Here is a 22,940-nt window from a genome sequence, read left to right on the forward strand (position 1 = left end):
TTAGTGCAGCGCGGTCATGATCGTGAAAGTGGAAACCATGAACCTCATCCAAATCCTCGAGCAGGAAGAAATCGCCCGCCTGGGCAAGACCATTCCCGAGTTCGCCCCCGGCGACACCGTGATCGTCAGCGTCAACGTGATCGAAGGCACCCGCAAGCGCGTGCAGGCCTACGAAGGCGTGGTGGTGGCCCGTCGCAACCGCGGCCTGAACTCCAGCTTCATCGTGCGCAAGATCTCCAACGGCGAAGGCGTGGAGCGCACCTTCCCGCTGTACAGCCCGCTGATCGCCAAGATCGAAGTCAAGCGCCGTGGCGATGTGCGCCGCGCCAAGCTGTACTACCTGCGTGACCGCAGCGGCAAGTCGGCCCGCATCAAGGAGAAGCTGGGCGCCTGATCGGCCGCCCGGTCCCACGCCCGAGAAAGCCGCTCCCCGGAGCGGCTTTTTTGTGCCCGTCCGCCCGCCACCATGTCCCAGCGACTTCCACCCTTCGACCCCCGCACCGTGCCGGTGGTGGCCACCGGTCTGCACGATCCGCAGCCCCGGGCCTCGGTGCTCACCCCCGACGGTCTGCGTCGGCTGTTCCAACAACCGCCGGTCTGGACGCCCGAGCTGCGCCAGGAGCCGCGCTTCACCGACCGGGCCCCGGCCGAGGCCTCGGTGCTGCTGCCGCTGGTGGTGCGCGACCGGATCAGCCTGCTGCTGACCCAGCGCACCGCCCACCTGAGCACGCATTCCGGACAGATAGCGCTACCGGGTGGGCGCATCGACCCTGAAGACGCCGATGCGGTGGCCGCCGCGCTGCGCGAGGCCGACGAGGAGATCGGTCTGGCGGCCCACCACGTGGAGGTGCTGGGCACCCTGCCGGCCTATGTCACCGGCACGGCCTTCACCGTCACGCCGGTGGTGGCGCTGGTGCAGCCTGGCTTCGAGTTGCGGCCCAATCCCCATGAAGTGGCCGACGTGTTCGAGGTGCCGCTGGCCTTCCTGATGGACCCGCGCCACCACCGCCGCCATGCTTTCGAATTCGAGGGTCAGCGTCGCGAGTGGTATTCGATGCCCTTCGACGACGGCGGCCGGGAGCGCTTCATCTGGGGCGCCACCGCCGGCATGCTGCGCAACTTCTACCGCCTGCTCACCGCCGTCTGAGCCGGGGGCATGCGAGCCCCCACTATCATCGCGGGATGGGATTCCTTGCCATTCTTCTCGCCCTGCTGATCGAGCAGGCCCGACCTCTGGCCTACGACAACCCGGTGCATGCCGGTCTGCGTTCCTGGGCCCGCACCGTGCGCCGCAACCTCGACGCCGGCGAAACCCCCCAGGGCTGGGTGGCCTGGTTGCTGGCGGTGGCCTTGCCCACCACGGTGGCGGCGGGCGTGCACCTGCTGCTCATGCAGTTCAGTGTCCTGCTGGCCTTTGTGTGGCTGGTGGCGGTGCTCTACGTGACCCTGGGATTCCGGCAGTTCAGCCACCACTTCAGCGAGATCCGGCGTGCGCTGGAAGAGGGTGATGACGAGGCCGCCCGGCGCAAGCTGGCCACCTGGCTGCGGGTGGAGCCCACCAGCCTGCCCCGGGCCGAGCTGCTGCGGCAGGTGATCGAGCATTCGGTGCTGGCGGCCCACCGGCACGTGTTCGGTGTGCTGATCTGCTTCCTGGCGTTCTGGGTGGTGGGCCTGGGGCCCGCCGGCGCCGTGCTGTACCGGCTGGCCGAGTACCTGTCGCGCAACTGGCGCGAGCGGCTGGACGGCACCCCGAGTCCGGCCCTGCAGCAGGCGGCGGCCCGCGCCTGGCGCTGGATCGATCACTGGCCGGCCCGGTTCACCGGCATCGGGTTCGCCATCGTCGGCAACTTCGAAGAGGCGGTGGCCAGCTGGCGCGGCGACGCCGACCGCTTCGCCGTGGGCAGCGACGGCGTGGTGCTGGCCGCCACCTCGGGTGCCATCAATGTGCGCCTGATGCCCCTGCCCGAGGGGTCGGCTCCGCCCGAAGAGGGCGATCCCGCTGCCCGCCCCGACCCCCAGCTGGCCCATCTGGGCAGCGTGGTCGGTCTGGTGTGGCGCTCGGTGGTGCTGTGGATGCTGCTGCTGGCGCTGCTGACCCTGGCCCGCATCTGAGCCCTGCCGAGGGCCTCAGTAGCGCTGCGGCGCCGAGAGTTCTTCGAAGAACTGGCCGTAGAGGCGGTAACGGTGCTCGCCGATCGCCAGGGCATCGGTCGACGGGTCGGCGCCCACATGAGCGCGCACGCCGCAGCCCGGCTCGTGCAGGTGGGTGCAGTTGTAGAAACGGCAATCGCCCAGCGTGGCGCGCAGGTCGGGCATGAGCGAGGCCAGCCGCGTGGCTTCGATGTGGTGCAGACCGAACTCCTGAAAGCCCGGTGAGTCGATCAGCGCGGTCTGTCGGTCGTCATCGACCCAGTACCAGGTGGTGCTGGTGGTGGTGTGCTTGCCGGAGTTCAGGGCCTTGGAGATCTCGCCGGTCTGCGCGCCGGCCTGCGGCACCAGCCGGTTGACCAGCGTGCTCTTGCCCACCCCGGACGGCCCCAGCACCAGCGTGCAGCGGCCCTGCAGGCGATGCTGCAGTTCGTCCAGTCCGTGTTCGGCGCCGGCCTGCAGGCACAGGGGCAGCACGTTGCAGCCCATGCGGCGGTAGGGCGCCAGCCGCTGCCAGGCGCGTTCGAAGGCTTCGGTCAGATCGGACTTGTTGAGCACCACCAGGGCCTCGATGCCTTCGGCTTCGGCGGCGATCAGTGCACGCGCCAGCTGCGTTTCGGAGAACTCGGGCTCGGCGGCCACCAGCACCAGCACCTGGTCGAGGTTGGCGGCGAACGACTTGGTGCGAAGCTCGTCCTGGCGGTAGAACAGGTTGCGCCGCTCCACCACCTGCTCGATGCTGCCTTCGTCGCCGCTGACCTGCCAGCGCACCCGGTCACCCACCACCACGGCGTTCTTCTTGCCCCGGGGGTGGCAGATGCGGCGGGTGCCGTCATCGCTCTCCACCAGACAGTGACGGCCGTGGGCGGCCACCACCAGACCGGTCGGCAGATCGCCCATCAGGCGTTCAGCGCGTCGACCGCGGCGGCACAGAAGAAGTCGCTGACCGAAATGCCGTTCACGTCGTGCGTGTTGAAGCGCAGCGAGCAGCGGTTGTAGCCCAGCGCGATGTCGGGGTGGTGGTCCTCGCGGTGGGCAATCCAGGCCACCGCATTCACGAAGGCCATGGTCTCGTGGAAGTTGGCGAACTTCCAGTGCTTCTCGAGCGCGCCGTCGATGAGTTTCCAGCCGTTGGCGGATTCGCCGTTGAGCTGGGTGAGCTGGGTGACGATCTCGGTCGGGCCGAGCGCCTTGCGGTTCTGGTGGATGGGGTTCATGCGGGTTCAGGCAGCGGCCGGTGCGGCGGTCTGCAGGCGGGCCAGACGCTCGCTGGCCGGGGGGTGGGAGTAATAGAAGCGGGCGAACAGCGGGTCGGGCGTGAGCGTGCTGGCGTTGTCCTTGTAGAGCTTGAGCAGGGCGCTGGCCAGGTCGTCGCCGCTGGTGTGCGAGACGGCATAGGCATCCGCCTCGAACTCGTGCTTGCGCGAGAGCTGCGCCAGCAGCGGCGACAGGAAGTAGCTCAGCAGGGGCGCGGCCAGCATGAACAGGATGAGGGCCAGGGCATCGTTGGGCGTGTCCATGGAGGGCTGCACGCCCAGGCCGCTGTAGAACCAGGCCTGGGCCGAGAGCCAGCCCAGCAGGGCGAAACCGGCCAGACTGATGCCGAACATGACCACCATGCGCTGCAGGATGTGGCGGCACTTGTAGTGCCCCAGCTCGTGCGCCAGCACGGCGTCGATCTCGCCGGGGGCCAGGCGCTGCAGCAGGGTGTCGAAGAACACCACCCGCTTGGCCGCGCCAAAGCCGGTGAAGTAGGCGTTGGCATGGGCGCTGCGCCGGCTGCCGTCCATGACGAACAGGCCCTTGGTGGCGAAACCGCAGCGCTGCATGAGCTGGCTCACACGGGCCTTGAGGGTCTCGTCGGCCAGCGGCTCGAACTTGTTGAACAGCGGTGCGATCAGCGTGGGGTAGAGCACCAGGGCCAGCAGGTTGAAGCCCATCCAGACGCCCCAGGCCCAGATCCACCAGGTCGGGCCGGCGGCGCCCATGAGCCACAGCACGACCGCGGCGATCGGCAGGCCGACGAGCGCGCCCACCACCGATCCCTTGATCAGGTCGGCCAGCCAGAGCGCCGGGGTGGTCTTGTTGAAGCCGAAGCGTTCCTCGACCCGGAAGGTGGCGTACCAGGACAGGGGCAGGCCGATGAGGCCGCCGATGACGGCGAAACTGCCCAGCAGCGCCAGCTGTTGCAGCAGGCCCCCGCCCATGAGATCGAGCAGTTGTCCGTTGAGCCAGTCCAGCCCGCCGAGCAGGGTCCAGCCGATGAGCACGGCGGCCTCGAACGAGGCATTGAGCAGGGCCAGACGCGTCTTGGCCACGGTGTAGCCGGCTGCCTTGCGGTGGGCCTCGGGCGTGATGGTGTGGGCAAAGGCCGGCGGCACCGCATCGCGGTGGCGCACCACATGGCGGATCTGGCGGCTGCCCAACACGGTGCGGGTGAGCAACCCGGCCAGCAACAGGGCGCAGAAAACGGCGGTGAAGGCAAGCGAGGCAGTGTCCATGGGCGCGAGTCTAGCGAACCGGCCCCGGCCACGGGCCGGCCAGGGCCATGAGCGACAATGGCCGGATGACTTCCGACACCTCCACCCCCGAGGCGCCCGGCGCCGACACCCCCGTGGCCGGACTGGCCAAGAGCGACCAGAACCTGGTCTGGCTGGACTGCGAGATGAGCGGGCTGGACCCCGAAAAGGAGCGGCTGCTGGAGATCGCGGTGGTCATCACCGGCCCGCAGCTCACCCCCCGCATCGAAGGCCCGGTGCTGGTCATCCACCAGAGCGACGCGCTGCTGGGCGCCATGGACGCCTGGAACAAGGGCACGCACGGCAGGAGCGGCCTGATCGACAAGGTCAAGGCCAGCACGCTGACCGAGGCCCAGGCCGAACAGCAGCTGATCGACTTCATCGCCCGCTACGTGCCGCGCAACGCCTCGCCCCTGTGCGGCAACACGATCAGCCAGGACCGGCGCTTCCTGGTGAAGTACATGCCGAAGCTGGAAGCCTTCTTCCACTACCGCAACCTGGATGTGAGCACCCTCAAGGAGCTGGCCAAGCGCTGGCGGCCCGAGGTCTACGAGGGTTTCAAGAAGCACCAGAAGCACACCGCGCTGGCCGACGTGCACGAGTCCATCGACGAACTGGAGCACTACCGGACCCACTTCCTGCGCTGAGTCGGCGGCGGGAACGGCAGGTCGAAAATGTCAGAATCGTGACATTCACGAAACCTGCACAACGCGCCCATGCCCAGAAAAAACAAGTTTCTCGCCCGCCACCAGGAGCTGCTGCAGCTCTCCGGCGCCATTGCCTTCCTCGTCCTCACCGGGGTGTATGCCTCGCTCACCGGCGCGTCGGGCGCCGGCCTGAGCACCTCGGCGGTGTGGCTGCTGATCGTGGCGGCCGCGGTGGGCGCCTACATGGCCATGAACATCGGCGCCAACGATGTGGCCAACAACATGGGGCCGGCCGTGGGTTCGGGGGCCATGACCATGGGCTGGGCCATCTTCGTGGCCGCCGTGTTCGAGGCGCTGGGCGCCATCGTGGCCGGCGGTGACGTGGTGGGCACCATCAAGGGCGGCATCATCGATCCGGCCGAGATCACCGATCCGGCGCTGTTCGCCTGGGTCATGTTCGCCGCCCTGCTGGCGGGTGCGCTCTGGCTGAACCTGGCCACCGCGCTGGGGGCGCCGGTGTCCACCACGCACTCCATCATCGGTGCGGTCATGGGCGCCGGCATTGCGGCAGGTGGCTGGGGGCTGGTCAACTGGGGGACCATTTCGTCCATCGTGGTGAGCTGGATCATCTCGCCGCTGTCGGGGGGACTGATCGCCGCGGCCTTCCTGTACCTGATCAAGCGCAGCGTCACCTACAAGTCCGACAAGACCGAAGCCGCCGCCCGCGTGGTGCCGCTGCTGATCGGCGCCATGGCCTGGTCGTACGGCTCGTACATGCTGCTCAAAGGTCTGGGCCAGCTGGTGAAGGTGGGTTTCCTCACCGGCATCGTGGGGGGGCTGCTGATCGGCATCGTCACCTGGGCGCTGGTGCGCCGGCCCATCGCCCGCATGGCGCAGCACCAGGACAACAGCAAGGACGGCGTGAACCGACTGTTCACCTGGCCCCTGATCTGTTCGGCCGCGCTGCTGAGCTTTGCCCACGGCGCCAACGACGTGGCCAACGCCATCGGCCCGCTGGCCGCCATCTACGAGGCGGTGAAGGCCGGCGCCATTGCCACCAAGGCCGGCACGCCGCTGTGGATCATGGTGCTGGGAGCGCTGGGCCTGTCGGTGGGCCTGGCCCTGTACGGGGCCCGTCTGATCCGCACCGTGGGCAAGGAGATCACCGAGCTGGACAACATCCGTGCCTTCTCGATCGCCATGGCCGCCACGCTGACCGTCATCGTCGCCTCGCAGCTGGGCATGCCGGTGTCGACCACCCACATCTCGATCGGCGCGGTGTTCGGCGTGGGCTTCCTGCGCGAACTGCTCAAGGTCAACTACGCCAAGATGGAAGCCACCGTGCGGGCCGGGCACCAGGGGGCCGACCGCAACGAGGTCGAGGGCTATCTGCAGCGCTTCGAGGCGGCGGAAGTGCACGAGAAGAAGCGCATGCTGGCCGAGATGAAGCGCCGCGCCAAGCTGCGCGAGGCCAGCGAGGGCGCGCTGTTTGCCAAGAACGAGCGCAAGGCCTTCAAGAAGGCCTACAAGCAGGAAATCGTGAAGCGCTCGGCGGTGATGCGCATCGTGGCGGCCTGGATCGTCACCGTGCCGGCCACGGCCGTGCTCGCGGCGGTGCTGTTCCACATCGTGCGCGCGGTGCTGGCCTGACCGGGAAGAAATATTCAGGGTTTTCCCGGAAACGTGCGACAATCACAGGCTGCCCTGGATTCACCGGGCAGATTTGTGCATTGGCCTCATACACCCGGCCCCCGACCACGAACTCCGCTGCCCCTGGCAGCCGGCAGCTTCGAACCGGGGCCATCGCCAGCAGCGTCACCCTGACGCACCGGCGCGGACCGTTTGTGGTTGATGTTGTGTAACCACGAACGGATCCGGCGCCGGGACGCATTGCTCCCTGGCCCGATCTGATCATTGGCGCTTCTGCGCCGGAACAGACATGAGCGACTCTTTTGAAGAACGCGGCGACGCCGCGCACGACAGCCTGAACACCCTCGTCGACGCCGTTGACACGGCCGAGACCGCTGCGGTCGAAGCCGGTCCGGTGGACGCCAGCGCGTTTGCCGCGCTGGGCCTGGCCCCTGAACTGGTGGCCGCCGTGGCCGATCTGGGCTACACCCAGCCCACCGCCGTGCAGGCCCGCGTCATGCCCAAGGCCCTGCTGGCCGACGGCGAGACCCGCTACGCCGACCTGATGGTCTCCAGCCAGACCGGCAGCGGCAAGACGGCGGCCTTCCTGCTGCCGGTGCTGCACACCCTGCTGCAGCAGCGCGCCGAAACCGCCGCCCGCGAGCGCGCCGAGCGCGACCGCCTGGCCGCCGAGGCCCTGGCCCGTGGCGAAGCCCCGCCCAAGGCACCCAAGCGCAAGGACCCGACCAACCCGCGCCACTTCAAGGCCGCCACCCCCGGCGCCCTGGTGCTGTGCCCGACCCGCGAACTGGCCCAGCAGGTGGCACACGACGCCATCGATCTGGTGCGCCACTGCCGCGGTCTGCGCATCGCCAACGTGGTGGGCGGCATGCCGTACCAGCTGCAGATCGCCAAGCTGCAGAACGCCGATCTGGTGGTGGCCACGCCGGGCCGCCTGCTCGACCTGCAGCGTTCGCAGCAGCTCAAGCTCGACCAGGTGCAGTTCCTGGTGGTGGACGAGGCCGACCGCATGCTCGATCTGGGCTTTGCCGACGACCTGGCCGAGGTCAACCTGCTGACCGCCCAGCGCCGCCAGACCATGATGTTCAGCGCCACGTTTGCGCCGCGCATCCAGCAGCTGGCCATGCGCGTGATGCACGACAACGGCTCGCAGGTGCAGAAGATCCAGATCGACAGCCCGCAGGAGCAGCACGCCAACATCAAGCAGGTGCTGTTCTGGGCCGACACCGCCGACCACAAGCGCAAGATGCTGGACCACTGGCTGCGCGATGCCACCATCAACCAGGCCATCGTGTTTGCCAGCACCCAGATCGAGTGCGACGGCCTGGCCAACGACCTGCAGCAGGCTGGCTTCTCGGCCGTGGCGCTGCACGGTGCCCTCAGCCAGGGCATCCGCAACCGCCGCCTGATGGCGCTGCGCAGCGGCCAGGTGCAGATCCTGGTGGCCACCGATGTGGCCGCGCGCGGCATCGACGTGCCCACCATCACCCACGTCTTCAACTTCGGCCTGCCGATGAAGGCCGAGGACTACACCCACCGCATCGGCCGCACCGGCCGAGCCGGCCGTGACGGCCTGGCGGTCACCTTTGCCGAGATGCGCGACCGTCGCCGCATCGCCGACATCGAGGCCTACACCCGCCAGCGCTTCACCGCCGAGGTCATTCCCGGCCTGGAGCCGCGCATGCGCGCCCCGCAACCGGAATTCGGCCGTGGCCGTCCCGGCGGCGGCGACCGCTTCGGCGGCCGCAACGACCGCGGTGGTGACCGCCGCAGCGGCCCGCCCTCGCGCGGCCCGCGCTTCGAGAACCGCGACAGCGCACCGCGCTTCGATCCGCGTGGTGACTCGCGGGGCGCTCCGCGTGGCGACTTCCGCGCCGACACCCGGGGTGACGCACCCATGGTCGACCGCAGCCGCGACGGTCGTTTCGACCCGCGCTTCCAGGGTCGTGAGGCCCCGGCCTTCGAGGGACGCGGCGCACCGCGCGGCGACTTCCGCGACCAGCGCCCCGCAGCCCCGCGTGGTTTCGACGACCGCGCCCCGGCCCGCGCCGGCAAGCCCGGTGGCTTCGGTGACCGTGGCGGCGAGCGCAACTACGCCGACCGCAGCGGCTTCAACGACCGGGGCAGCCGCCCGGCACCGCGCCGCACCCCGCGCTGATCGGCCCTGCCGAAGCGTGCACTGACCCTCCCGGTCAGTCGGACAAGCCGGACCCCGTGTCCGGCTTTTTTTCGCCCTCTCCACAATGCCGCCCATGTCGTACCGGGTGGTGTGGTTCAAGCGCGATCTGCGGGTGCAGGACCATGCCCCGCTGCTGGAGGCCGCCCGCCAGGGCCCGGTGCTGTGCCTCTACATCCTGGAGCCCGCTCTGTGGCGCCAGCCCGATGCGGCGCGCCAGCACCTGGGCTTCCTGCAGGAGAGCCTCAAGGACCTGGCCGCCGACCTGCGCGCCCTCGGGGGTCGACTGCATTGGGCGGTGGGCGATGCGGTGGACGTGCTAGACCGGCTGCACCACCACGCCCCGTTTGCCGAACTGCTGTCGCACCAGGAAACCGGCAATGCCGCCAGCTTCGAGCGCGACCGGCGTGTGCTGCGCTGGTGCCGCGACCAGGGCGTGCCGTGGCGCGAGTTCCGCGGCTTCGGGGTGGTGCGCGGCCTCAAGCAGCGCCGCCACTGGGTCGGGCAGTGGGAAGGCCTGATGGCCGAGCCGCAGGCCCTCACGCCACGGCTGGAGCCGGCCCATGTGCCGCCCGAGGCCTGGGACCCGACACCCTGGCCCAGCGCCGACGACCTGGGCCTGCCGACCCACGAGCCGCCGCAGCGCCAGCGCGGCGGGCGCCGCCAGGGCGAAGCCGTACTGACCGATTTCCTGCAGCAGCGCAGCGCCCGTTACCGGGGCGGCATCTCGTCGCCCCTGACCGCGCCCGACGCCTGCTCGCGCCTGTCGGCCCACCTGGCCTTCGGCACCCTGGGCCTGCGCGAGGTGGTGCAGGCCACCCGGGCCCGCATGCACGACGCCGAGCTGGCCGGCACCCGCCAGCACGCCGGGCTGGCCGCGTTCCTGAGCCGGCTGCACTGGCACTGCCACTTCATCCAGAAGCTGGAATCCGAGCCGGCCATCGAGCACCACAACATGCACCGGGGCTACAACGGCCTGCGCGAGGCCGAGCACAACCCGGCGCACCTGCAGGCCCTGATGGAAGGCCGCACCGGCTGGCCCATGGTGGACGCCTGCGTGGCCATGCTGCGCGAGACCGGCTGGCTGAACTTCCGCATGCGGTCCATGCTGGTGTCGGTGGCGGCTTATCCGTTGTGGCTGCACTGGCGGCCGGTGGGCGAATGGCTGGCGCGCGAATTCCTCGACTACGAGCCCGGCATCCACTGGAGCCAGATGCAGATGCAGAGCGGCACCACCGGCATCAACACCACGCGGGTCTACAACCCGGTCAAGCAGGCGCAGGACCACGACCCGCACGGCCGCTTCGTGCGGCACTGGCTGCCCGCGCTGCAGCGGGTGCCGGACACCTGGCTGTTCCAGCCCTGGCTGATGCCGCCCGACCTGCAGCAGCGCCTGGGGCTGACCCCGGGGGTGGACCTGGTGACGCCGGTGGTCGATCTGGAGCCGGCCACCCGCCGGGCCAAGGACCGGGTGCATGCCCTGCGCGCGCGGCGCGAGGTGCAGGCCGGCCAGGCCGACATCGTGCGGCGGCACGGCTCGAAGCAGCGCCGGGCCGAGCAGCTGGCCGGGCCGCGCCAGCGGCGCGCCGCCGAGGTGGCGGCACAGCAGATCGGCTTCGACTTCTGAGCGCTCAGCGCGGCGCGTTGCGGGCTGCCTCCACCCGGGCCTGCACCGCCTCGCCCAGCTCGATCACGGCCAGCGCGTAGTAGCTGCTCCAGTTGTAGCGGGTGACCACATAGAAGTTCTCGGTGCCCGCCACATAGGTGGACGGGGCACCGGCGTTCTGCAGCTCCACCAGCGCCAGCGGACCGGTGTGGGCGGCAGCGGCGCCCTCCAGCCCGGCCCCCAGCGACTGCATGCGCGTGGCGCTGAAGGTGGGCAGGATGTCCGGGGCGAGCAGGGTGTCCAGATCGGTCCGTCCGGCCTCCACCCGCACCGGGTAGTGGGTGGGCATGCCGCTCTGCCAGCCGAACACCTGGAAGTAATGGGCCACCGAGCCGATCACGTCGGCCGGGCTGTTGAACAGGTCGATCTGGCCGTCCTCGTCGAAGTCGATCGCGTACTTGGCCCAGCTGCTGGGCATGAACTGCGGCCAGCCCATGGCACCGGCGTAGCTGCCGAGCAGGCTCAGGGGGTCGCGCCCGCTGCGGTTCATGAGGCTCAGGAACTGCTCCAGCTCGCCGCGGAAGAACTCGGTGCGCGCGGCCGCGCGCGGGTGCACCGAGGGGAAATCGAAGGCCAGCGTGACCAGCGCGTCCATCACCCGGAAGTTGCCGGTGTGCCGGCCATAGAGCGATTCCACGCCCAGCACGCCCACGATCAGGCTGGCCGGCACGCCGAAGCGGGCTTCGGCGCGGGTCAGGGTGGCGGCGTGCTCTTCCCAGAAGCGCTGGCCGGCGTTCAGGCGGATGGGCTCGATGAAGCGCGCGCGGTAGGCCGCCCAGTTCTTGGGCTGGGTGGCGGGTGGCGGGGTGATGGCGCGGATGATGGCCGGCACCCGTTGCGCGGCGCCGATCTGGGCCCGTACCCAGGCCGGGTCCAGGTCGCGCCGGCTCGCCAGATCGTCGGCAAAGGCCATGGCCGCCGGGCTCTGGCTGTAGCTGAAGGGGGCCGGCGCCGGACGCGGCTCGGCCTTGCGGGGCGGGGCTGCGTGGACCGGAGAGAGGACGAGGGTGGCCAGCAGGGCCGACAGGATCAGGGCAGGGCGAAAGGTCAGGGAACGCAGGGTCATGGTCGGTTCGGGGCGGGCCAGGCCAGCTGGCGGTAGGCCCGCGACAGGTCGCGCAGCGGGGTCGCTGCCCCCGGACTGTACCGCTGCGCCTCCAGCCGCAGCAGCCAGGCAGCCACCGGCTCGCCGGCCTCGCCCCAATGCGCCCGCACCGCAGCGGCCAGGGTGCGGGGCGGGGCCTGGGGCGGCACGCTCAGGCCCGCCTTGACCAGCTGCCGGCGGGCCCGCTCCAGCAGGCGCAGCCAGGGCTCGTGCTGCTGGCGTTCCCACAGCGTCCAGGCGGCGCCCAGCAGGCTGGCCAGGGCCAGCAGACCGGCCATGACCTTGGCCAGATCGGTCCAGCTCGGCGACTCGAAGCCCAGCGATCGCAGCAGATCGAGCTGGCGGCCCTGGGTGTAGTTCAGCACCCACTGGTTCCAGCGGTTGTTCACCGCCTCCCAGGTCTGGCGCATGCGGTTGACCAGCGCGTCGCTGAAGGTGTTACGCAGCACGCCGGTCAGGGCGCCGGCCACGCCGGTCTGCGGTGCGGCCAGCCGGTCGAACGAGCCGATGCGGCCCGGCATGACGGCGCCGGTGGGGTCGACCCGCACCCAGCCCTGGCCCTGCAGCCAGACCTCGGTCCAGGCATGGGCGTCGCGCTGGCGCACGGTCCAGAAGCCGTCGACCGCATTGACCTCGCCGCCCTGGTAGCCGGTGACGATGCGTGCCGGGATGTCCATGCCGCGCATCAGGATGGCAAAGCTGCTGGCGATGTGTTCGCAGAAGCCGCTCTTGCGGTCGAACCAGAACTCGTCGGCGGTGTCGCGGCCGTAGACGCCCGGGTCGAGCGTGTAGCTGTAGCCCCCGGTGCGCAGCAGGTCGAGCGCGGCCTGCACCAGGCGCGGGGCGTTCTCCGGCCCGGGGCCGTACTGGCGGCGCAGCTGCTGGGCCAGCTGCAGGGTGCGCGGGTTGTAGCTGGGGGGCAGGGTCAGGAAGTCCTGCAGCCCCAGCACCAGCTGCTGCGGGCCATGGCGGAATTCGGGGTAGGCCTGGGCGGTGAAGCGCACCAGCGATCCCATGGGCCGCTGGGTGAGCCACTGCAGCTCGTCGTTCATGCGCACCCGGGTGCCGGGCACCTCGGGCGGCGTGGCCGTGCCTTCCAGCACGAACAGCCAGGGCCGGTCGTGCGGCTCCATGGTCACTTCGTAGCCCAGTGGCTCACCGGCCACCTGCAGATCGGCGCTGAGGCGGTTGCCCAGCCCGAAGTCCGATTCCAGCGGGCGCCATTCGCGGCCGTCGAAGGTGGAGAGCACCGGTCCCCGGAAATAGATGCGGTCCTGGGGCGGCGTGGGCCCGTTGAAGCGCACCCGCAGCGCGATGCTCTCGTCCAGTGCCAGGCGGGCGATCTGGCCCACCCGCATCTGGCCCGACAGACCGCTGCGACCGGTTTCCGGGTCGCCGGGCGTTCCCCACAGCGGCGCCAGGCGGGGGAACAGCAGGAACAGCACCAGCATGATGGGGGCCCCCATCAATGCCATGGAGCCGGCGATGCGCGCCGAGCGGGCCAGGCTCGGCCGGCCCACCGGCATGTGGGCGTTGACCAGCGCGGTCAGCAGACCCAGCAGCGCGATCAGGATGCCCGCTGCGGTGACCAGCGACTGCGAATAGAAGAAGTGGGTGAGCAGGGTGAAGAAGCCCAGGAAGAACACCACGAAGGCGTCGCGCCGGGCCCGCAGTTCCAGCGTCTTGAGCGCCAGCAGCACCACGATCAGCGTCACGCCCGCATCCCGCCCGACGAGGGTGCGGAAGGTGAAGAAGGTGGCACCCAGGGTGACGACCAGCAGCACCGCCCGCCAGATCCAGCCCGGCAGGGGCGCGCCGCGCACTGTGAGCACCGCCCGCCACACCAGCACGCCGGCGGTGATGCCGCTGCACCACCACGGAATGTGGGCGCTCTGCAGCAGCACCACCCAGGCGATCACGGCCAGCAGGAACAGCGTGTCGCGCGCTTCGCGCGGCAGGGCAGACAGGGTGTCGATGAGGCGGTTCAGCACAGTGCGAGTGCCTCCAGGCAGCGGTTGCGGTGGGCCAGCCCCTGGTCGGGGGCGATCTCCCGCCCGGGCAGGCGCAGCCCGTACGACAGGCCGAGCCGGTCGGCCATCAGCACCCAGGCGGTCAGGCGCTGCAGCCGGCCTTCCAGCCCGGCACCGCCGCAGCGCGAGTGGTCCAGCCAGAGCTGCACCCGCTCGCTGGAGAGGGTGTCGCGGCTGACCAGATCGTCGCGGCCGCTGGCAAAGGCCTGGGCGGCCCGTTTCCAGACCACCGCCTTGACCGGATCGCCCCGGCGGTAAGCGCGCACGCCGTCGAACTCGCCGGTGCTCTGGGCACGGGCCGCGCCGTGGCCGCCGGCCAGCGGCTCGCCCGGGGGCAGGGCCGGCGCATGGTCTTCCGGCGCCGGATACACCAGCACCTCGGATGCGGTGCGCCACACCGTCCAGACCCGGAAGGTGCCCAGCGGGAACAGCGTCTGCGCGGTCAGCGCCGGCAGCCGGTGCAGGCCCCGGCCCGGTGCCTGCCAGGCCACGCGCACCGTGCTGCTGCCCTGCGCGGGCACGTCGGTCCAGGCCAGCGAGGCCGGCGAGCCGTCATCGTGCAGCACGCCCAGGCCGATGCCCAGGCGCTCGCCGCGTTTTTCGCTCACCAGCCGGATGTCGAGCCGCACCGCCTCGTGCGCGTGCACCGGAACCGGGGTATCCAGATGCAGGGTGAGACCACGCAGGTTGCCGTGGCACACATGCATGCCCACCACCGCGCAGCCGGCGAGCAGGAAGGTCAGCAGGTAGCCCAGGTTGAGCTGGTAGTTGATGCTCGCCACCAGCAGCACCAGCAGGGTGATGGCCAGCATCCATCCCGGCCGGGTGGGCAGGATGTAGACATTGCGCTGGGTGAGCACCAGCGTGTCGGACGCCTTGAGGCGCTGGAACAGCCAGGCCTGCAGCCGGCGGCGCAGAAAGCCGAGCGGCGTCTTCATGCGGCTCAGGGCAGGGGGACGGCGTCCAGCATGGCGCGCACCTGCTCGACCGCACCGCGGCCCGCATCCCTCACCGGCACCAGCCGGTGGGCGGTGGTCTGCGGAAGCACGGCAGCAATGTCGTCGGGGGCCACATAGTCGCGGCCCTGCAGGAAGGCCTCGGCCTTGGCGGCCCGCACCACGGCCAGTGCCGCGCGGGGCGACAGGCCCTGCGCGAACCAGCGGCCGCTGCGGGTGGCGTTCACCAGGTCCTGCAGGTAGTCCAGCACCGGTTCGGCGGTGTGGATGCGGGCCACGGTCTGCTGAAGCCGGGTGAGGTCGGCCGGGGTCAGGGCCGCGCTCAGGCGTTCCAGCATCTCGCGCCGGTCTTCGCCGCGCAGCAGGGCGCGTTCGGCCTGGCGGTCGGGGTAGCCCAGCGAGAGCCGCATGTGGAAGCGGTCCAGCTGCGACTCCGGCAGGGCGTAGGTACCGAGCTGGTCGTGCGGGTTCTGGGTGGCGATCACGAAGAAGGGCTGGGGCAGGTCGCGCGTGTCGCCCTCGACCGTGACCTGCTTTTCCTCCATGGCCTCGAGCAGGGCGCTCTGGGTCTTGGGGCTGGCGCGGTTGATCTCGTCGGCCAGCAGCACCTGGGCGAACACCGGCCCGGGGTGGAACACGAAGCCTTCGCGGCCGCGCTCGTACACCGAGACGCCGATCAGGTCGGTGGGCATCAGGTCGGCGGTGAACTGCACGCGCGAGAACTGCAGGCCGAACGACCGTGCCAGCGCGTGGGCCAGGGTGGTCTTGCCCACGCCGGGCACGTCCTCGATGAGCAGGTGGCCCCCGGCCAGCAGACAGGCCACGCAGTCGTGGACCTGCCGTGATTTGCCCACGATCACCGTGTTAAGCTGGGTCAGAAGATGCTGGATGTGGGCGTCGGCTTGCATGGATCGGTGCGGGCTGGAATGCCGCGAACCTTACCGTAATTCCGCCATGAGACAGGCCACGGGCTATTTCACCCACAAGGATTGCTGGAGACACGAGATGGGCGCCGGCCACCCGGAATGCCCGGAGCGCCTGAGCGCCATCGAGGACCGGCTGCTGATCACCGGGCTGGACGTGGCGCTGGAGCGCCGCGAGGCCACCCCGGCCTCCATCGCCGACCTCGAACTCGCCCACGACCGCATGCACCTGGCCGCGCTGCGCGGCCTCTCGGACAACCTGCGCGACGAGGTGGCGGCCGGCGGCCCGTCCCACGCCCAGATCGACCCCGACACCTCCATCAACCTGCACAGCTGGGACGCCATCCTGATGGCCGCCGGCGCGGCCATCGACGCCACCGATGCGGTGATGGCCGGCGAGCTGGCCAACGCCTTCTGCGCGGTGCGCCCGCCCGGCCACCACGCCACCCGCGGCCAGGCCATGGGGTTCTGCTTCGTCAACAACGTGGCGGTGGCGGCGCGTTACGCGCTGGAACGCCATGGGCTGCAGCGCGTGGCCATCATCGATTTCGACGTGCACCACGGCAACGGCACCGAGGACATCGTCGCCGGCGACGACCGCATCCTCATGTGCAGCTTCTACCAGCACCCGTTCTACCCGGCCTGCGACCATTCCACGGCGGCCAACCTGGTCAACATTCCGGTGCCGGCGTACACCAAGGGCATGGACATCCGCGAGCTGATCGACGTGATGTGGCTGCCCAGGCTCGATGCCCACAGGCCCGAGCTGATCTTCATCAGCGCGGGCTTCGATGCCCACCGCGAGGACGACATGGCCCAGCTCGGGCTGGTGGAGCAGGACTATGCGTGGATGACCTCCCGCATCAAGGAAGTGGCCCAGCGCCACGCGCAAGGCCGCATCGTGAGCTGCCTGGAAGGCGGCTATGCCCTCAGCGCCCTGGCCCGCAGCGTGGAGGCCCATCTGCGCGTGCTGGCCGACGTCTGACATCCGGAGTGTTTCCATGACCGTACCGCAGGACCTGCTGCTGCACCACCGCGACGACCGCGGCGTGCACACCCTCACGCTGAACCATCCCAAGGCCTTCAATGTGCTGTCCGAGGCCATGCTCGCGGCCCTGCGCGACGGCGTCGCGCAGGTGGCGGCCGATCCTGCCGCCCGCGTGCTGGTGATCGCTGCCGAAGGCCGGGCCTTCTGCGCCGGCCACGACCTCAAGGAAATGAAGGCCCGCCCGGAGCAGGCCTACTACCAGGAGCTGTTCGCGCGCTGCTCGCGCCTGATGATGTCGCTGCGTGCGCTGGACGTGCCGGTGGTGGCCCGGGTGCAGGGCCTGGCCACGGCAGCCGGTTGCCAGCTGGTGGCGCAGTGCGATCTGGCGGTGGCGGCCGAGGGCGCGACCTTCGGCGTCAACGGCATCGATGTCGGTCTGTTCTGTGCCACCCCCGGTGTGGCGCTGTCGCGCAACCTGCTGCCCAAGCAGGCCATGGAGATGCTCATGACCGGCGACTTCATCGACGCGCAGCAGGCGCTCTCTCGCGGTCTGGTGAACCGCGTGGTGCCCGCCGGGGAACTTGACGCCGCGCTGGAGGCTCTGGTGAAGAAGCTGCTGGCCAAGCCGCGCGAGGCGCTGGCCCTGGGCAAGCAGCTGTTCTACCGCCAGCTCGAGACCGGCATGGATGCCGCGTACCAGCTCGCCGGCCACACCATGGCCTGCAACATGGCCCATCCGGTGGCCCAGGAGGGCGTGCAGGCCTTCATCGACAAACGCGTGCCGTCCTGGCGCGCCTGATCCGTTTTCCCGAACCCATGACCGTTGCCGCTTCCGCTCCCAAACCCATCGACGATCTCGGCCTCTGGGCCGCTTCCTTCCTCCAGCCCACCGTCCTGATCGAATTTGCCGCCCTGGCCCTGGCGGTGCTCCTGGCCTGGGGCCTGGCCTGGCTGGTGCGCCGCTCGGCAGCGGCGGGCCAGAACCACACCAGCGTCCTGTTCGGTCGCCGCCTGATCGATGGCGTGCTGTTCCCGGTGCTGCTGTTGCTGCTGGGTTACCTGGCCCGGGCCCTGCTGTCGCTGTGGGTGCCGCTGGCGGCCTTCAAGGTGATCATCCCGGTGCTGGTGTCGCTGGTGGTGATCCGGGTCGGGGTGAAGGTGCTGCAGGTGGCCTTCGCCCAGGCGCCCTGGGTGCGGGCGCTGGAGCGCACCATTTCTTGGGTGGCCTGGCTGGCCATGGTGCTGTGGGTGAGCGGCCTGCTGCCGGTGGTGCTGGCCGAGCTCGACCAGATCACCTGGAAGGTCGGCAGCAGCACGCTGAGCGTGCGCACCCTGATCGAAGGGGGCCTGACCGCCGGCGCCGTGCTCATCCTCATGCTGTGGGTGTCCTCGGCCATCGAGGCCCGGCTGCTGCGCCATGCCGCCGGCAGCGACCTGTCGCTGCGCAAGGCGGTGAGCAATGCCACCCGGGCGCTGCTGCTGTTCGTGGGCATGATCATTGCGCTGTCGGCCGTGGGCATCGACCTCACGGCCCTGTCGGTGCTGGGTGGCGCCATCGGCGTGGGTCTGGGTTTCGGCCTGCAGAAACTGGCGTCCAACTATGTGAGCGGCTTCGTGATCCTGGCCGAGCGCAGCATGCGCATCGGCGACATGGTGCGGGTCGACAACTTCGAGGGCCGCATCACCGACATCAATGCGCGCTACACCCTGATCCGCTCGGCCACCGGGCGCGAATCCATCGTGCCCAACGAGCTGCTCATCATCAACCGGGTGGAGAACCTGTCTCTGGCCGACGCCCGCGTGTGGCTGTCCACCGTGGTCTCGGTGGCCTACGACAGCGATGTGGATCTGGTCATCCGCCTGCTCACCGAGGCCGCTGCCGCGCAGGAGCGGGTGCTCAAGGACCCGGGTCCGTCGGCGGCCCTGTCGGCCTTTGGTGCCGACGGTCTGGAGTTCACCGTGGGCTACTGGATCGCCGATCCGGAAAACGGCCAGCTCAACATCCGCTCGGCCATCAACCTGGCCATCCTGGATGCGCTGCGCCGGCACGGCATCGAGATTCCCTACCCGCAGCGGGTGCTGCATGTGAAGGCGGGCGACGGTCCTGCCGCCGTCGCCGCGCCCAAGGCCATCACCGGCCCATGAAGCCCGGCAGCCACAGGGCGATGGCCGGGAAGGCCACCAGAATGCCCAGGCGGACCACGTCGGCCAGAACGAAAGGCCAGACACCCTTGAAGATGTCGGCCAGCTTGACCGAGGGCAGCAGCGAGTTGATGACGAACAGGTTCATGCCCACCGGCGGCGAGATCATGCCGATCTCCACCACGGTGACGATCAGCACGCCGAACCACACCGGGTCGAAGCCCAGGCCGACGATCACCGGGAAGAACACCGGGATGGTCAGCAGCACCATGGAGAGCTCCTCCATGACCAGGCCCAGCAGCACATAGATCACCATCATGGCCGCCACCACCATGATGGGGTGGGGGCTGAACTGCAGCAGCCAGTCGCGCAGGTCGCCCGGCATGCTGGTGAAGTTCACGAAGCTGGTGAAGATCATGGCGCCGATCAGGATGGTGAACAGCATGGCCGTGGTGCGGGTGCTCTCCATCAGGATGTCCAGCAGGCTGCGCCAGGTCAGCGAACCCCGGGCCAGCGCGAACAGGAAGGCACCGGCCGCGCCCACACCGGCGCCTTCGGTGGCGGTGAACACGCCGCCGTAGATGCCGCCGATGACGAGGGCGAACAGCACGCCCACGCCCCAGATGCCACGCACCGCGCGCAGGCGGCCGGCCCAGTCGGTGCGCTCGGCCGGCGGGCCGGCCAGCGGATCGCGCCAGGTCACCACCACCACCGCCAGGCACAGGCAGACGATGGCCACCAGGCCGGGCAGGATGCCGGCGATGAACAGCTTGCCGATGTCGGTCTCGGTGATGATCCCGTAGATCACCATGATGGTGGACGGCGGAATCAGGATGCCCAGCGTGCCGCCGGAGGCGATGGCCCCGGTGGCCAGCGTGTCGCGGTAGCCGTGGCGCTTCATCTCGGGGTAGGCCACGCGGGTCATGGTGGCGGCGGTGGCAATCGACGAGCCGCAGATGGCGCCGAAGCCGCCGGAGGCGATGATGCTGGCCATGGCCAGCCCGCCGCGCCGGTGCCCCACGAAGGCGTTGGCGGCGGCGTACAGCTCGCGCGCCATGCCGGCGCGGGCCACGAAGTTGCCCATCAGCACGAACAGCGGAATGACCGACAGCACGTACTGGAAGCCGGTCTCGAAGATCACCTGGCTGGTGCTGGCAAAGGCCGGCGTCCAGCCCCGCATCAGGCCCAGCCCGACCAGCCCCACCAGCGCCATCGACAGGGCCAGCGGCACCCGCAGGAAGGCCAGGATGAAGACCCCCAGAAAACCCAGTGCGGCTTCGATCATGTCGGCTCTCCGCTGCGCCTGACGTCCGGGGCCTGCACGAACACGAACAGCAGGTGCACCAGCGCCGTGACCGCCAGCAGGCCCGCCATCAGCCAGGCCACCGGTGCGATCGACCACTGCAGGTAGACCGTGGTGTCGCCGTATTCGGCGAACCGCTGTGCGCGCGTGTGCAGCAGCCAGCCCAGCAGCGCGAAGGTGGCGGCGCAGATCAGGTGCACCACGCGGGCCTGCACTGCCTTGATGCGATCACCCAGGAAGGCATCGAGCGAGTCGAACACCACATGTTCGTTGCGCCAGGACACCAGCGGCATGGCCCCGAAGATGACCACCACCATCAGGATCTCGGTCAGCTCCAGACCGCCCGGCACCGACTGGCTGAAGAAGCGCCGGCCCGAGACGTCCACCACCGTGAGCCACATGATGGCGAACAGGGCCGCAGCGGCCAGCAGGCCGGTGGTCCAGCGCAGCAGTCTTTCCAACGAGGCGAGCATGTTCTTGTGCTTCCGGATGCAATGAGGCCGGCGTGCAGCGTGCGGGCTGCGGCGCCGGCCTGAAGTGAACCCGCCGCAGCGGGTCAGCCGAGGACGACGGTCACTTGACCTTCTTGATCTCGGCGCGGAACTCGTTGAGCACGTCGCGCGGGTTCTTCAGGCCCTTGACCTGTGCGCGGGCGGCCCAGGTGGTCTCCAGGTAGTCCTGCTTGTCCATCACCGCCTTCACGAAGGCCTTGTCGGCCATCACGCGCTGCACTCCCTGGGCCTTCTGGTTGTCGCGGCTGGCCGCGTCCATGCGGTCCCAGCCTTCGCCGAACAGGCGGGCGGCGTGCTCGCCGGAGAGCTTGTCGATGACCGCCTTGTCCTGCGGGCTCAGCTTGTTGTACTTGTCCTGGTTCATCATGAAGACGAAGCTGGTGTTGTACAGGCCGCCGGGGAAGGTGGTGGCGTGCTTGATCATGGAGAGCTTGAACGAGGTGATGGACTCGTCCGGGAAGAAGGTGCCGTCCATCACGCCGGTGGACAGCAGCTCGAAGGACTCGGGCGCGGCCTTGAGCGTGGTGTTCCAGCCCATGGCCTTGGAGAGCTCGTTGATGTTGCCGCCACCGATGCGGAACTTCAGCGACGCCGCCTCGGCGGCCGAGGTCACCGGCTTCTTGGCATTGAAGATGATGCCCGGGCCGTGCGTGAACACCGCCAGCGCCTTCACGCCCCGGTGCTCGCCCAGCGGTGCGAAGTACTTGTTGTAGATGCGCTGGTACGCGACCGAAGTGGACACCGCGCTGTCGCCCAGGAACGGGAATTCGGCCACCTGGGTGAAGATGAACCGGCCCGGGGTGTAGCCGTCCACCGTGTAGGAGATGTCGGCCAGGCCATCGCGTACCGCATCGAAGGTGCCGGGTGCGGCCACCACGCCCTTGGGCAGGATGTTGCACTTCATGCGGCCGGCGCTTTCCTTCTCGACCTGGTCGCACCAGGTCTTCTGGGCCACGCTGGCGGCATGGGTCGGCGGCAGCCAGCTCGAGACGGTGAACACCGTCTGGGCGCTCACCGAGGTGGTGGCAAACAACGCGGCCGCAGCTGCGACCGTGGCGAACAGGCGAATCTTCATGGGCTTGTCTCCGAGGGTGTGGGTGCCTCTGTGGGCTACGGAGCACTGTACGGGAGCCCACCGCTGCACAGGCTCCAGACTTACCCGAATTCACCGACCGAAAGGTCGGTGAATGTTGCCCGGGCGACGCTTGTCGCAGCACGGCGGGGGGAGATTGCGTACCGGCAGGAGTACCCGCCTATAATCCTGAAAAAGCACGACCGTTCGTTTTTGTCGCCCGAGCTGTCCGGATACCGCCCGGGGCAGACATACAATCCGAATTGACGTGCACGTCAATTCGGACCGGCCAGCACGACAACCATCCCCAACCTGGAGCCCAGCAACATGAAGGTCATCGTTCCCGTCAAACGTGTGGTGGATTACAACGTCAAGGTGCGCGTCAAGAGCGACGGCACTGGCGTCGACATCGCCAACGTCAAGATGAGCATGAACCCCTTCGACGAGATCGCCGTCGAAGAGGCCGTGCGCCTCAAGGAGAAGGGCGTGGTGACCGAAGTCATCGCCGTCTCGTGCGGTGTGGCCCAGTGCCAGGAAACCCTGCGTACCGCCATGGCCATCGGCGCCGACCGGGCCATCCTGGTGGAGACCGCCGAAGAGCTCCAGCCGCTGGCCGTGGCCAAGCTGCTCAAGGCCCTGGTCGACAAGGAACAGCCGCAGCTCGTCATCCTGGGCAAGCAGGCCATCGACGACGATTGCAACCAGACCGGCCAGATGCTCGCCGCGCTCGCCGGCCTGCCGCAGGCGACCTTCGCCAGCAAGGTGGAGGTGGTCGATGGCCGCGTGAACGTCACCCGCGAGGTCGACGGTGGCCTGGAAACCCTGAGCCTGAGCCTGCCGGCCGTGGTCACCACCGATCTGCGCCTGAACGAGCCGCGCTATGTCACGCTGCCCAACATCATGAAGGCCAAGAAGAAGCCGCTCGACACCCTCAAGCCCGAAGACCTGGGTGTGAACGTGGCCCCGCGCATCAAGACGCTCAAGGTCAGCGAGCCGCCCAAGCGCGGTGCCGGCATCAAGGTGGCCGATGTGGCCGTGCTGGTCGAGAAGCTGAAAAACGAGGCGAAAGTCGTCTGACCCCCGCGCCGCACACAGGAGAACAT

The 22,940-nt window shown here is 69.4% G+C and carries 21 protein-coding genes; 11 read left to right on the plus strand and 10 right to left on the minus strand.

Annotation, left to right across the window (positions count from 1 at the left end):
- Positions 1 to 37: 37 nt before the first annotated feature.
- The 3 genes from rplS to CAP38_RS05655 all read left to right on the plus strand — a co-directional run bounded on the left by rplS (position 38) and on the right by CAP38_RS05655 (position 2,112).
- Positions 38 to 394, plus strand: coding sequence for a 50S ribosomal protein L19 (rplS, locus tag CAP38_RS05645; RefSeq protein ID WP_086121047.1), 357 nt, complete (start codon positions 38 to 40; stop codon positions 392 to 394).
- A 72-nt stretch (positions 395 to 466) separates the two neighbouring features.
- Positions 467 to 1,147 carry a CoA pyrophosphatase gene (locus CAP38_RS05650; protein WP_086119936.1) on the plus strand — a complete coding sequence of 227 codons (681 nt, stop codon included), beginning with the start codon at positions 467 to 469 and terminating at the stop codon, positions 1,145 to 1,147.
- Between the two features lie 35 nt (positions 1,148 to 1,182).
- Positions 1,183 to 2,112, plus strand: a complete 930-nt coding sequence (locus CAP38_RS05655) for a CobD/CbiB family protein (protein ID WP_086119937.1) — start codon at positions 1,183 to 1,185, stop codon at positions 2,110 to 2,112.
- Positions 2,113 to 2,127: 15 nt separating this feature from the next.
- On the opposite strand, the gene rsgA is transcribed toward CAP38_RS05655, so the two are convergent.
- From rsgA to CAP38_RS05670, 3 genes are read right to left on the minus strand one after another with little or no spacing between them, the layout of a single operon-like run.
- The gene (gene rsgA, locus CAP38_RS05660) at positions 2,128 to 3,048 is read right to left on the minus strand and encodes a ribosome small subunit-dependent GTPase A (RefSeq protein WP_086119938.1); all 921 of its coding nucleotides are present in this window, start codon (positions 3,046 to 3,048) and stop codon (positions 2,128 to 2,130) included.
- Positions 3,048 to 3,365 carry a 4a-hydroxytetrahydrobiopterin dehydratase gene (locus tag CAP38_RS05665; protein ID WP_086119939.1) on the minus strand — a complete coding sequence of 106 codons (318 nt, stop codon included), beginning with the start codon at positions 3,363 to 3,365 and terminating at the stop codon, positions 3,048 to 3,050. Before CAP38_RS05665 ends, rsgA begins: the two co-directional genes overlap by 1 nt.
- A gap of 6 nt (positions 3,366 to 3,371) precedes the next feature.
- Positions 3,372 to 4,649 carry a M48 family metallopeptidase gene (locus CAP38_RS05670; RefSeq protein ID WP_086119940.1) on the minus strand — a complete coding sequence of 426 codons (1,278 nt, stop codon included), beginning with the start codon at positions 4,647 to 4,649 and terminating at the stop codon, positions 3,372 to 3,374.
- A 65-nt stretch (positions 4,650 to 4,714) separates the two neighbouring features.
- On the opposite strand from CAP38_RS05670, the gene orn reads away from it, so the two are divergent.
- The 4 genes from orn (at position 4,715) to CAP38_RS05690 (ending at position 10,767) form a co-directional block, all read left to right on the plus strand.
- A complete protein-coding gene (gene orn, locus CAP38_RS05675) occupies positions 4,715 to 5,314 on the plus strand; it encodes an oligoribonuclease (protein ID WP_256924302.1) in 600 nt (199 codons plus the stop codon).
- A gap of 69 nt (positions 5,315 to 5,383) precedes the next feature.
- The gene (locus CAP38_RS05680) at positions 5,384 to 6,964 is read left to right on the plus strand and encodes an inorganic phosphate transporter (RefSeq protein WP_086119942.1); all 1,581 of its coding nucleotides are present in this window, start codon (positions 5,384 to 5,386) and stop codon (positions 6,962 to 6,964) included.
- A gap of 289 nt (positions 6,965 to 7,253) precedes the next feature.
- Positions 7,254 to 9,122 (plus strand): DEAD/DEAH box helicase, encoded by a 1,869-nt coding sequence (locus tag CAP38_RS05685; RefSeq protein ID WP_086119943.1) that lies wholly within the window; start codon positions 7,254 to 7,256, stop codon positions 9,120 to 9,122.
- Positions 9,123 to 9,216: 94 nt separating this feature from the next.
- A complete protein-coding gene (locus tag CAP38_RS05690) occupies positions 9,217 to 10,767 on the plus strand; it encodes an FAD-binding domain-containing protein (RefSeq protein WP_086121048.1) in 1,551 nt (516 codons plus the stop codon).
- 4 nt (positions 10,768 to 10,771) lie between these two features.
- Here CAP38_RS05690 and mltB read toward each other — a convergent pair whose 3' ends face one another.
- Genes mltB through CAP38_RS05710 form a run of 4 tightly spaced genes read right to left on the minus strand, consistent with a single transcriptional unit; the run spans position 10,772 to position 15,805 of the window.
- The gene (mltB, locus tag CAP38_RS05695; protein WP_086119944.1) at positions 10,772 to 11,872 is read right to left on the minus strand and encodes a lytic murein transglycosylase B; all 1,101 of its coding nucleotides are present in this window, start codon (positions 11,870 to 11,872) and stop codon (positions 10,772 to 10,774) included.
- Complete coding sequence (locus CAP38_RS05700) at positions 11,869 to 13,899, minus strand: DUF3488 and transglutaminase-like domain-containing protein (protein WP_086121049.1); 2,031 nt, start codon at positions 13,897 to 13,899, stop codon at positions 11,869 to 11,871. The genes mltB and CAP38_RS05700 overlap by 4 nt, the downstream gene beginning before the upstream one ends.
- Complete coding sequence (locus CAP38_RS05705; RefSeq protein WP_086119945.1) at positions 13,896 to 14,879, minus strand: DUF58 domain-containing protein; 984 nt, start codon at positions 14,877 to 14,879, stop codon at positions 13,896 to 13,898. Before CAP38_RS05705 ends, CAP38_RS05700 begins: the two co-directional genes overlap by 4 nt.
- 5 nt (positions 14,880 to 14,884) lie before the next feature.
- On the minus strand, positions 14,885 to 15,805 hold the full coding sequence (locus CAP38_RS05710; protein WP_086119946.1) for a MoxR family ATPase: 921 nt from the start codon (positions 15,803 to 15,805) through the stop codon (positions 14,885 to 14,887).
- A gap of 46 nt (positions 15,806 to 15,851) precedes the next feature.
- On the opposite strand from CAP38_RS05710, the gene CAP38_RS05715 reads away from it, so the two are divergent.
- From CAP38_RS05715 to CAP38_RS05725, 3 genes are read left to right on the plus strand one after another with little or no spacing between them, the layout of a single operon-like run.
- The gene (locus CAP38_RS05715; protein WP_086119947.1) at positions 15,852 to 16,805 is read left to right on the plus strand and encodes a histone deacetylase family protein; all 954 of its coding nucleotides are present in this window, start codon (positions 15,852 to 15,854) and stop codon (positions 16,803 to 16,805) included.
- Between the two features lie 16 nt (positions 16,806 to 16,821).
- The gene (locus tag CAP38_RS05720) at positions 16,822 to 17,607 is read left to right on the plus strand and encodes an enoyl-CoA hydratase (protein WP_086119948.1); all 786 of its coding nucleotides are present in this window, start codon (positions 16,822 to 16,824) and stop codon (positions 17,605 to 17,607) included.
- 17 nt (positions 17,608 to 17,624) lie between these two features.
- Positions 17,625 to 18,953 (plus strand): mechanosensitive ion channel family protein, encoded by a 1,329-nt coding sequence (locus tag CAP38_RS05725; protein WP_086119949.1) that lies wholly within the window; start codon positions 17,625 to 17,627, stop codon positions 18,951 to 18,953.
- On the opposite strand, the gene CAP38_RS05730 is transcribed toward CAP38_RS05725, so the two are convergent.
- The 3 genes from CAP38_RS05730 to CAP38_RS05740 form a co-directional block, all read right to left on the minus strand.
- A complete protein-coding gene (locus CAP38_RS05730; protein ID WP_086119950.1) occupies positions 18,940 to 20,235 on the minus strand; it encodes a TRAP transporter large permease in 1,296 nt (431 codons plus the stop codon). The genes CAP38_RS05725 and CAP38_RS05730 overlap by 14 nt on opposite strands.
- Entirely contained in the window at positions 20,232 to 20,726 is a 495-nt protein-coding gene (locus CAP38_RS05735) for a TRAP transporter small permease (RefSeq protein ID WP_086119951.1), read from the minus strand. The genes CAP38_RS05730 and CAP38_RS05735 overlap by 4 nt, the downstream gene beginning before the upstream one ends.
- Before the next feature lie 100 nt (positions 20,727 to 20,826).
- Entirely contained in the window at positions 20,827 to 21,840 is a 1,014-nt protein-coding gene (locus CAP38_RS05740; RefSeq protein WP_086119952.1) for a TRAP transporter substrate-binding protein, read from the minus strand.
- A 324-nt stretch (positions 21,841 to 22,164) separates the two neighbouring features.
- On the opposite strand from CAP38_RS05740, the gene CAP38_RS05745 reads away from it, so the two are divergent.
- Positions 22,165 to 22,914: an electron transfer flavoprotein subunit beta/FixA family protein gene (locus CAP38_RS05745; protein ID WP_086119953.1), complete on the plus strand. Its 750-nt coding sequence runs from the start codon at positions 22,165 to 22,167 to the stop codon at positions 22,912 to 22,914.
- Positions 22,915 to 22,940: the final 26 nt, after the last annotated feature.

Source organism: Hydrogenophaga sp. IBVHS2 (genome assembly GCF_002127215.1).
In the GTDB taxonomy this organism is placed as follows: Bacteria; Pseudomonadota; Gammaproteobacteria; order Burkholderiales; family Burkholderiaceae_C; genus Hydrogenophaga.

What these genes read in the sequence shown, in the direction of transcription:
- rplS (WP_086121047.1), top strand. Translation starts at nt 38, where the DNA reads ATGAACCTCATCCAAATCCTCGAGCAGGAAGAAATCGCCCGCCTGGGC.
- CAP38_RS05650 (WP_086119936.1), top strand. Translation starts at nt 467, where the DNA reads ATGTCCCAGCGACTTCCACCCTTCGACCCCCGCACCGTGCCGGTGGTG.
- CAP38_RS05655 (WP_086119937.1), top strand. Translation starts at nt 1,183, where the DNA reads ATGGGATTCCTTGCCATTCTTCTCGCCCTGCTGATCGAGCAGGCCCGA.
- rsgA (WP_086119938.1), bottom strand. Translation starts at nt 3,048, where the DNA reads ATGGGCGATCTGCCGACCGGTCTGGTGGTGGCCGCCCACGGCCGTCAC.
- CAP38_RS05665 (WP_086119939.1), bottom strand. Translation starts at nt 3,365, where the DNA reads ATGAACCCCATCCACCAGAACCGCAAGGCGCTCGGCCCGACCGAGATC.
- CAP38_RS05670 (WP_086119940.1), bottom strand. Translation starts at nt 4,649, where the DNA reads ATGGACACTGCCTCGCTTGCCTTCACCGCCGTTTTCTGCGCCCTGTTG.
- orn (WP_256924302.1), top strand. Translation starts at nt 4,715, where the DNA reads ATGACTTCCGACACCTCCACCCCCGAGGCGCCCGGCGCCGACACCCCC.
- CAP38_RS05680 (WP_086119942.1), top strand. Translation starts at nt 5,384, where the DNA reads ATGCCCAGAAAAAACAAGTTTCTCGCCCGCCACCAGGAGCTGCTGCAG.
- CAP38_RS05685 (WP_086119943.1), top strand. Translation starts at nt 7,254, where the DNA reads ATGAGCGACTCTTTTGAAGAACGCGGCGACGCCGCGCACGACAGCCTG.
- CAP38_RS05690 (WP_086121048.1), top strand. Translation starts at nt 9,217, where the DNA reads ATGTCGTACCGGGTGGTGTGGTTCAAGCGCGATCTGCGGGTGCAGGAC.
- mltB (WP_086119944.1), bottom strand. Translation starts at nt 11,872, where the DNA reads ATGACCCTGCGTTCCCTGACCTTTCGCCCTGCCCTGATCCTGTCGGCC.
- CAP38_RS05705 (WP_086119945.1), bottom strand. Translation starts at nt 14,879, where the DNA reads ATGAAGACGCCGCTCGGCTTTCTGCGCCGCCGGCTGCAGGCCTGGCTG.
- CAP38_RS05710 (WP_086119946.1), bottom strand. Translation starts at nt 15,805, where the DNA reads ATGCAAGCCGACGCCCACATCCAGCATCTTCTGACCCAGCTTAACACG.
- CAP38_RS05715 (WP_086119947.1), top strand. Translation starts at nt 15,852, where the DNA reads ATGAGACAGGCCACGGGCTATTTCACCCACAAGGATTGCTGGAGACAC.
- CAP38_RS05720 (WP_086119948.1), top strand. Translation starts at nt 16,822, where the DNA reads ATGACCGTACCGCAGGACCTGCTGCTGCACCACCGCGACGACCGCGGC.
- CAP38_RS05725 (WP_086119949.1), top strand. Translation starts at nt 17,625, where the DNA reads ATGACCGTTGCCGCTTCCGCTCCCAAACCCATCGACGATCTCGGCCTC.
- CAP38_RS05730 (WP_086119950.1), bottom strand. Translation starts at nt 20,235, where the DNA reads ATGATCGAAGCCGCACTGGGTTTTCTGGGGGTCTTCATCCTGGCCTTC.
- CAP38_RS05735 (WP_086119951.1), bottom strand. Translation starts at nt 20,726, where the DNA reads ATGCTCGCCTCGTTGGAAAGACTGCTGCGCTGGACCACCGGCCTGCTG.
- CAP38_RS05740 (WP_086119952.1), bottom strand. Translation starts at nt 21,840, where the DNA reads ATGAAGATTCGCCTGTTCGCCACGGTCGCAGCTGCGGCCGCGTTGTTT.
- CAP38_RS05745 (WP_086119953.1), top strand. Translation starts at nt 22,165, where the DNA reads ATGAAGGTCATCGTTCCCGTCAAACGTGTGGTGGATTACAACGTCAAG.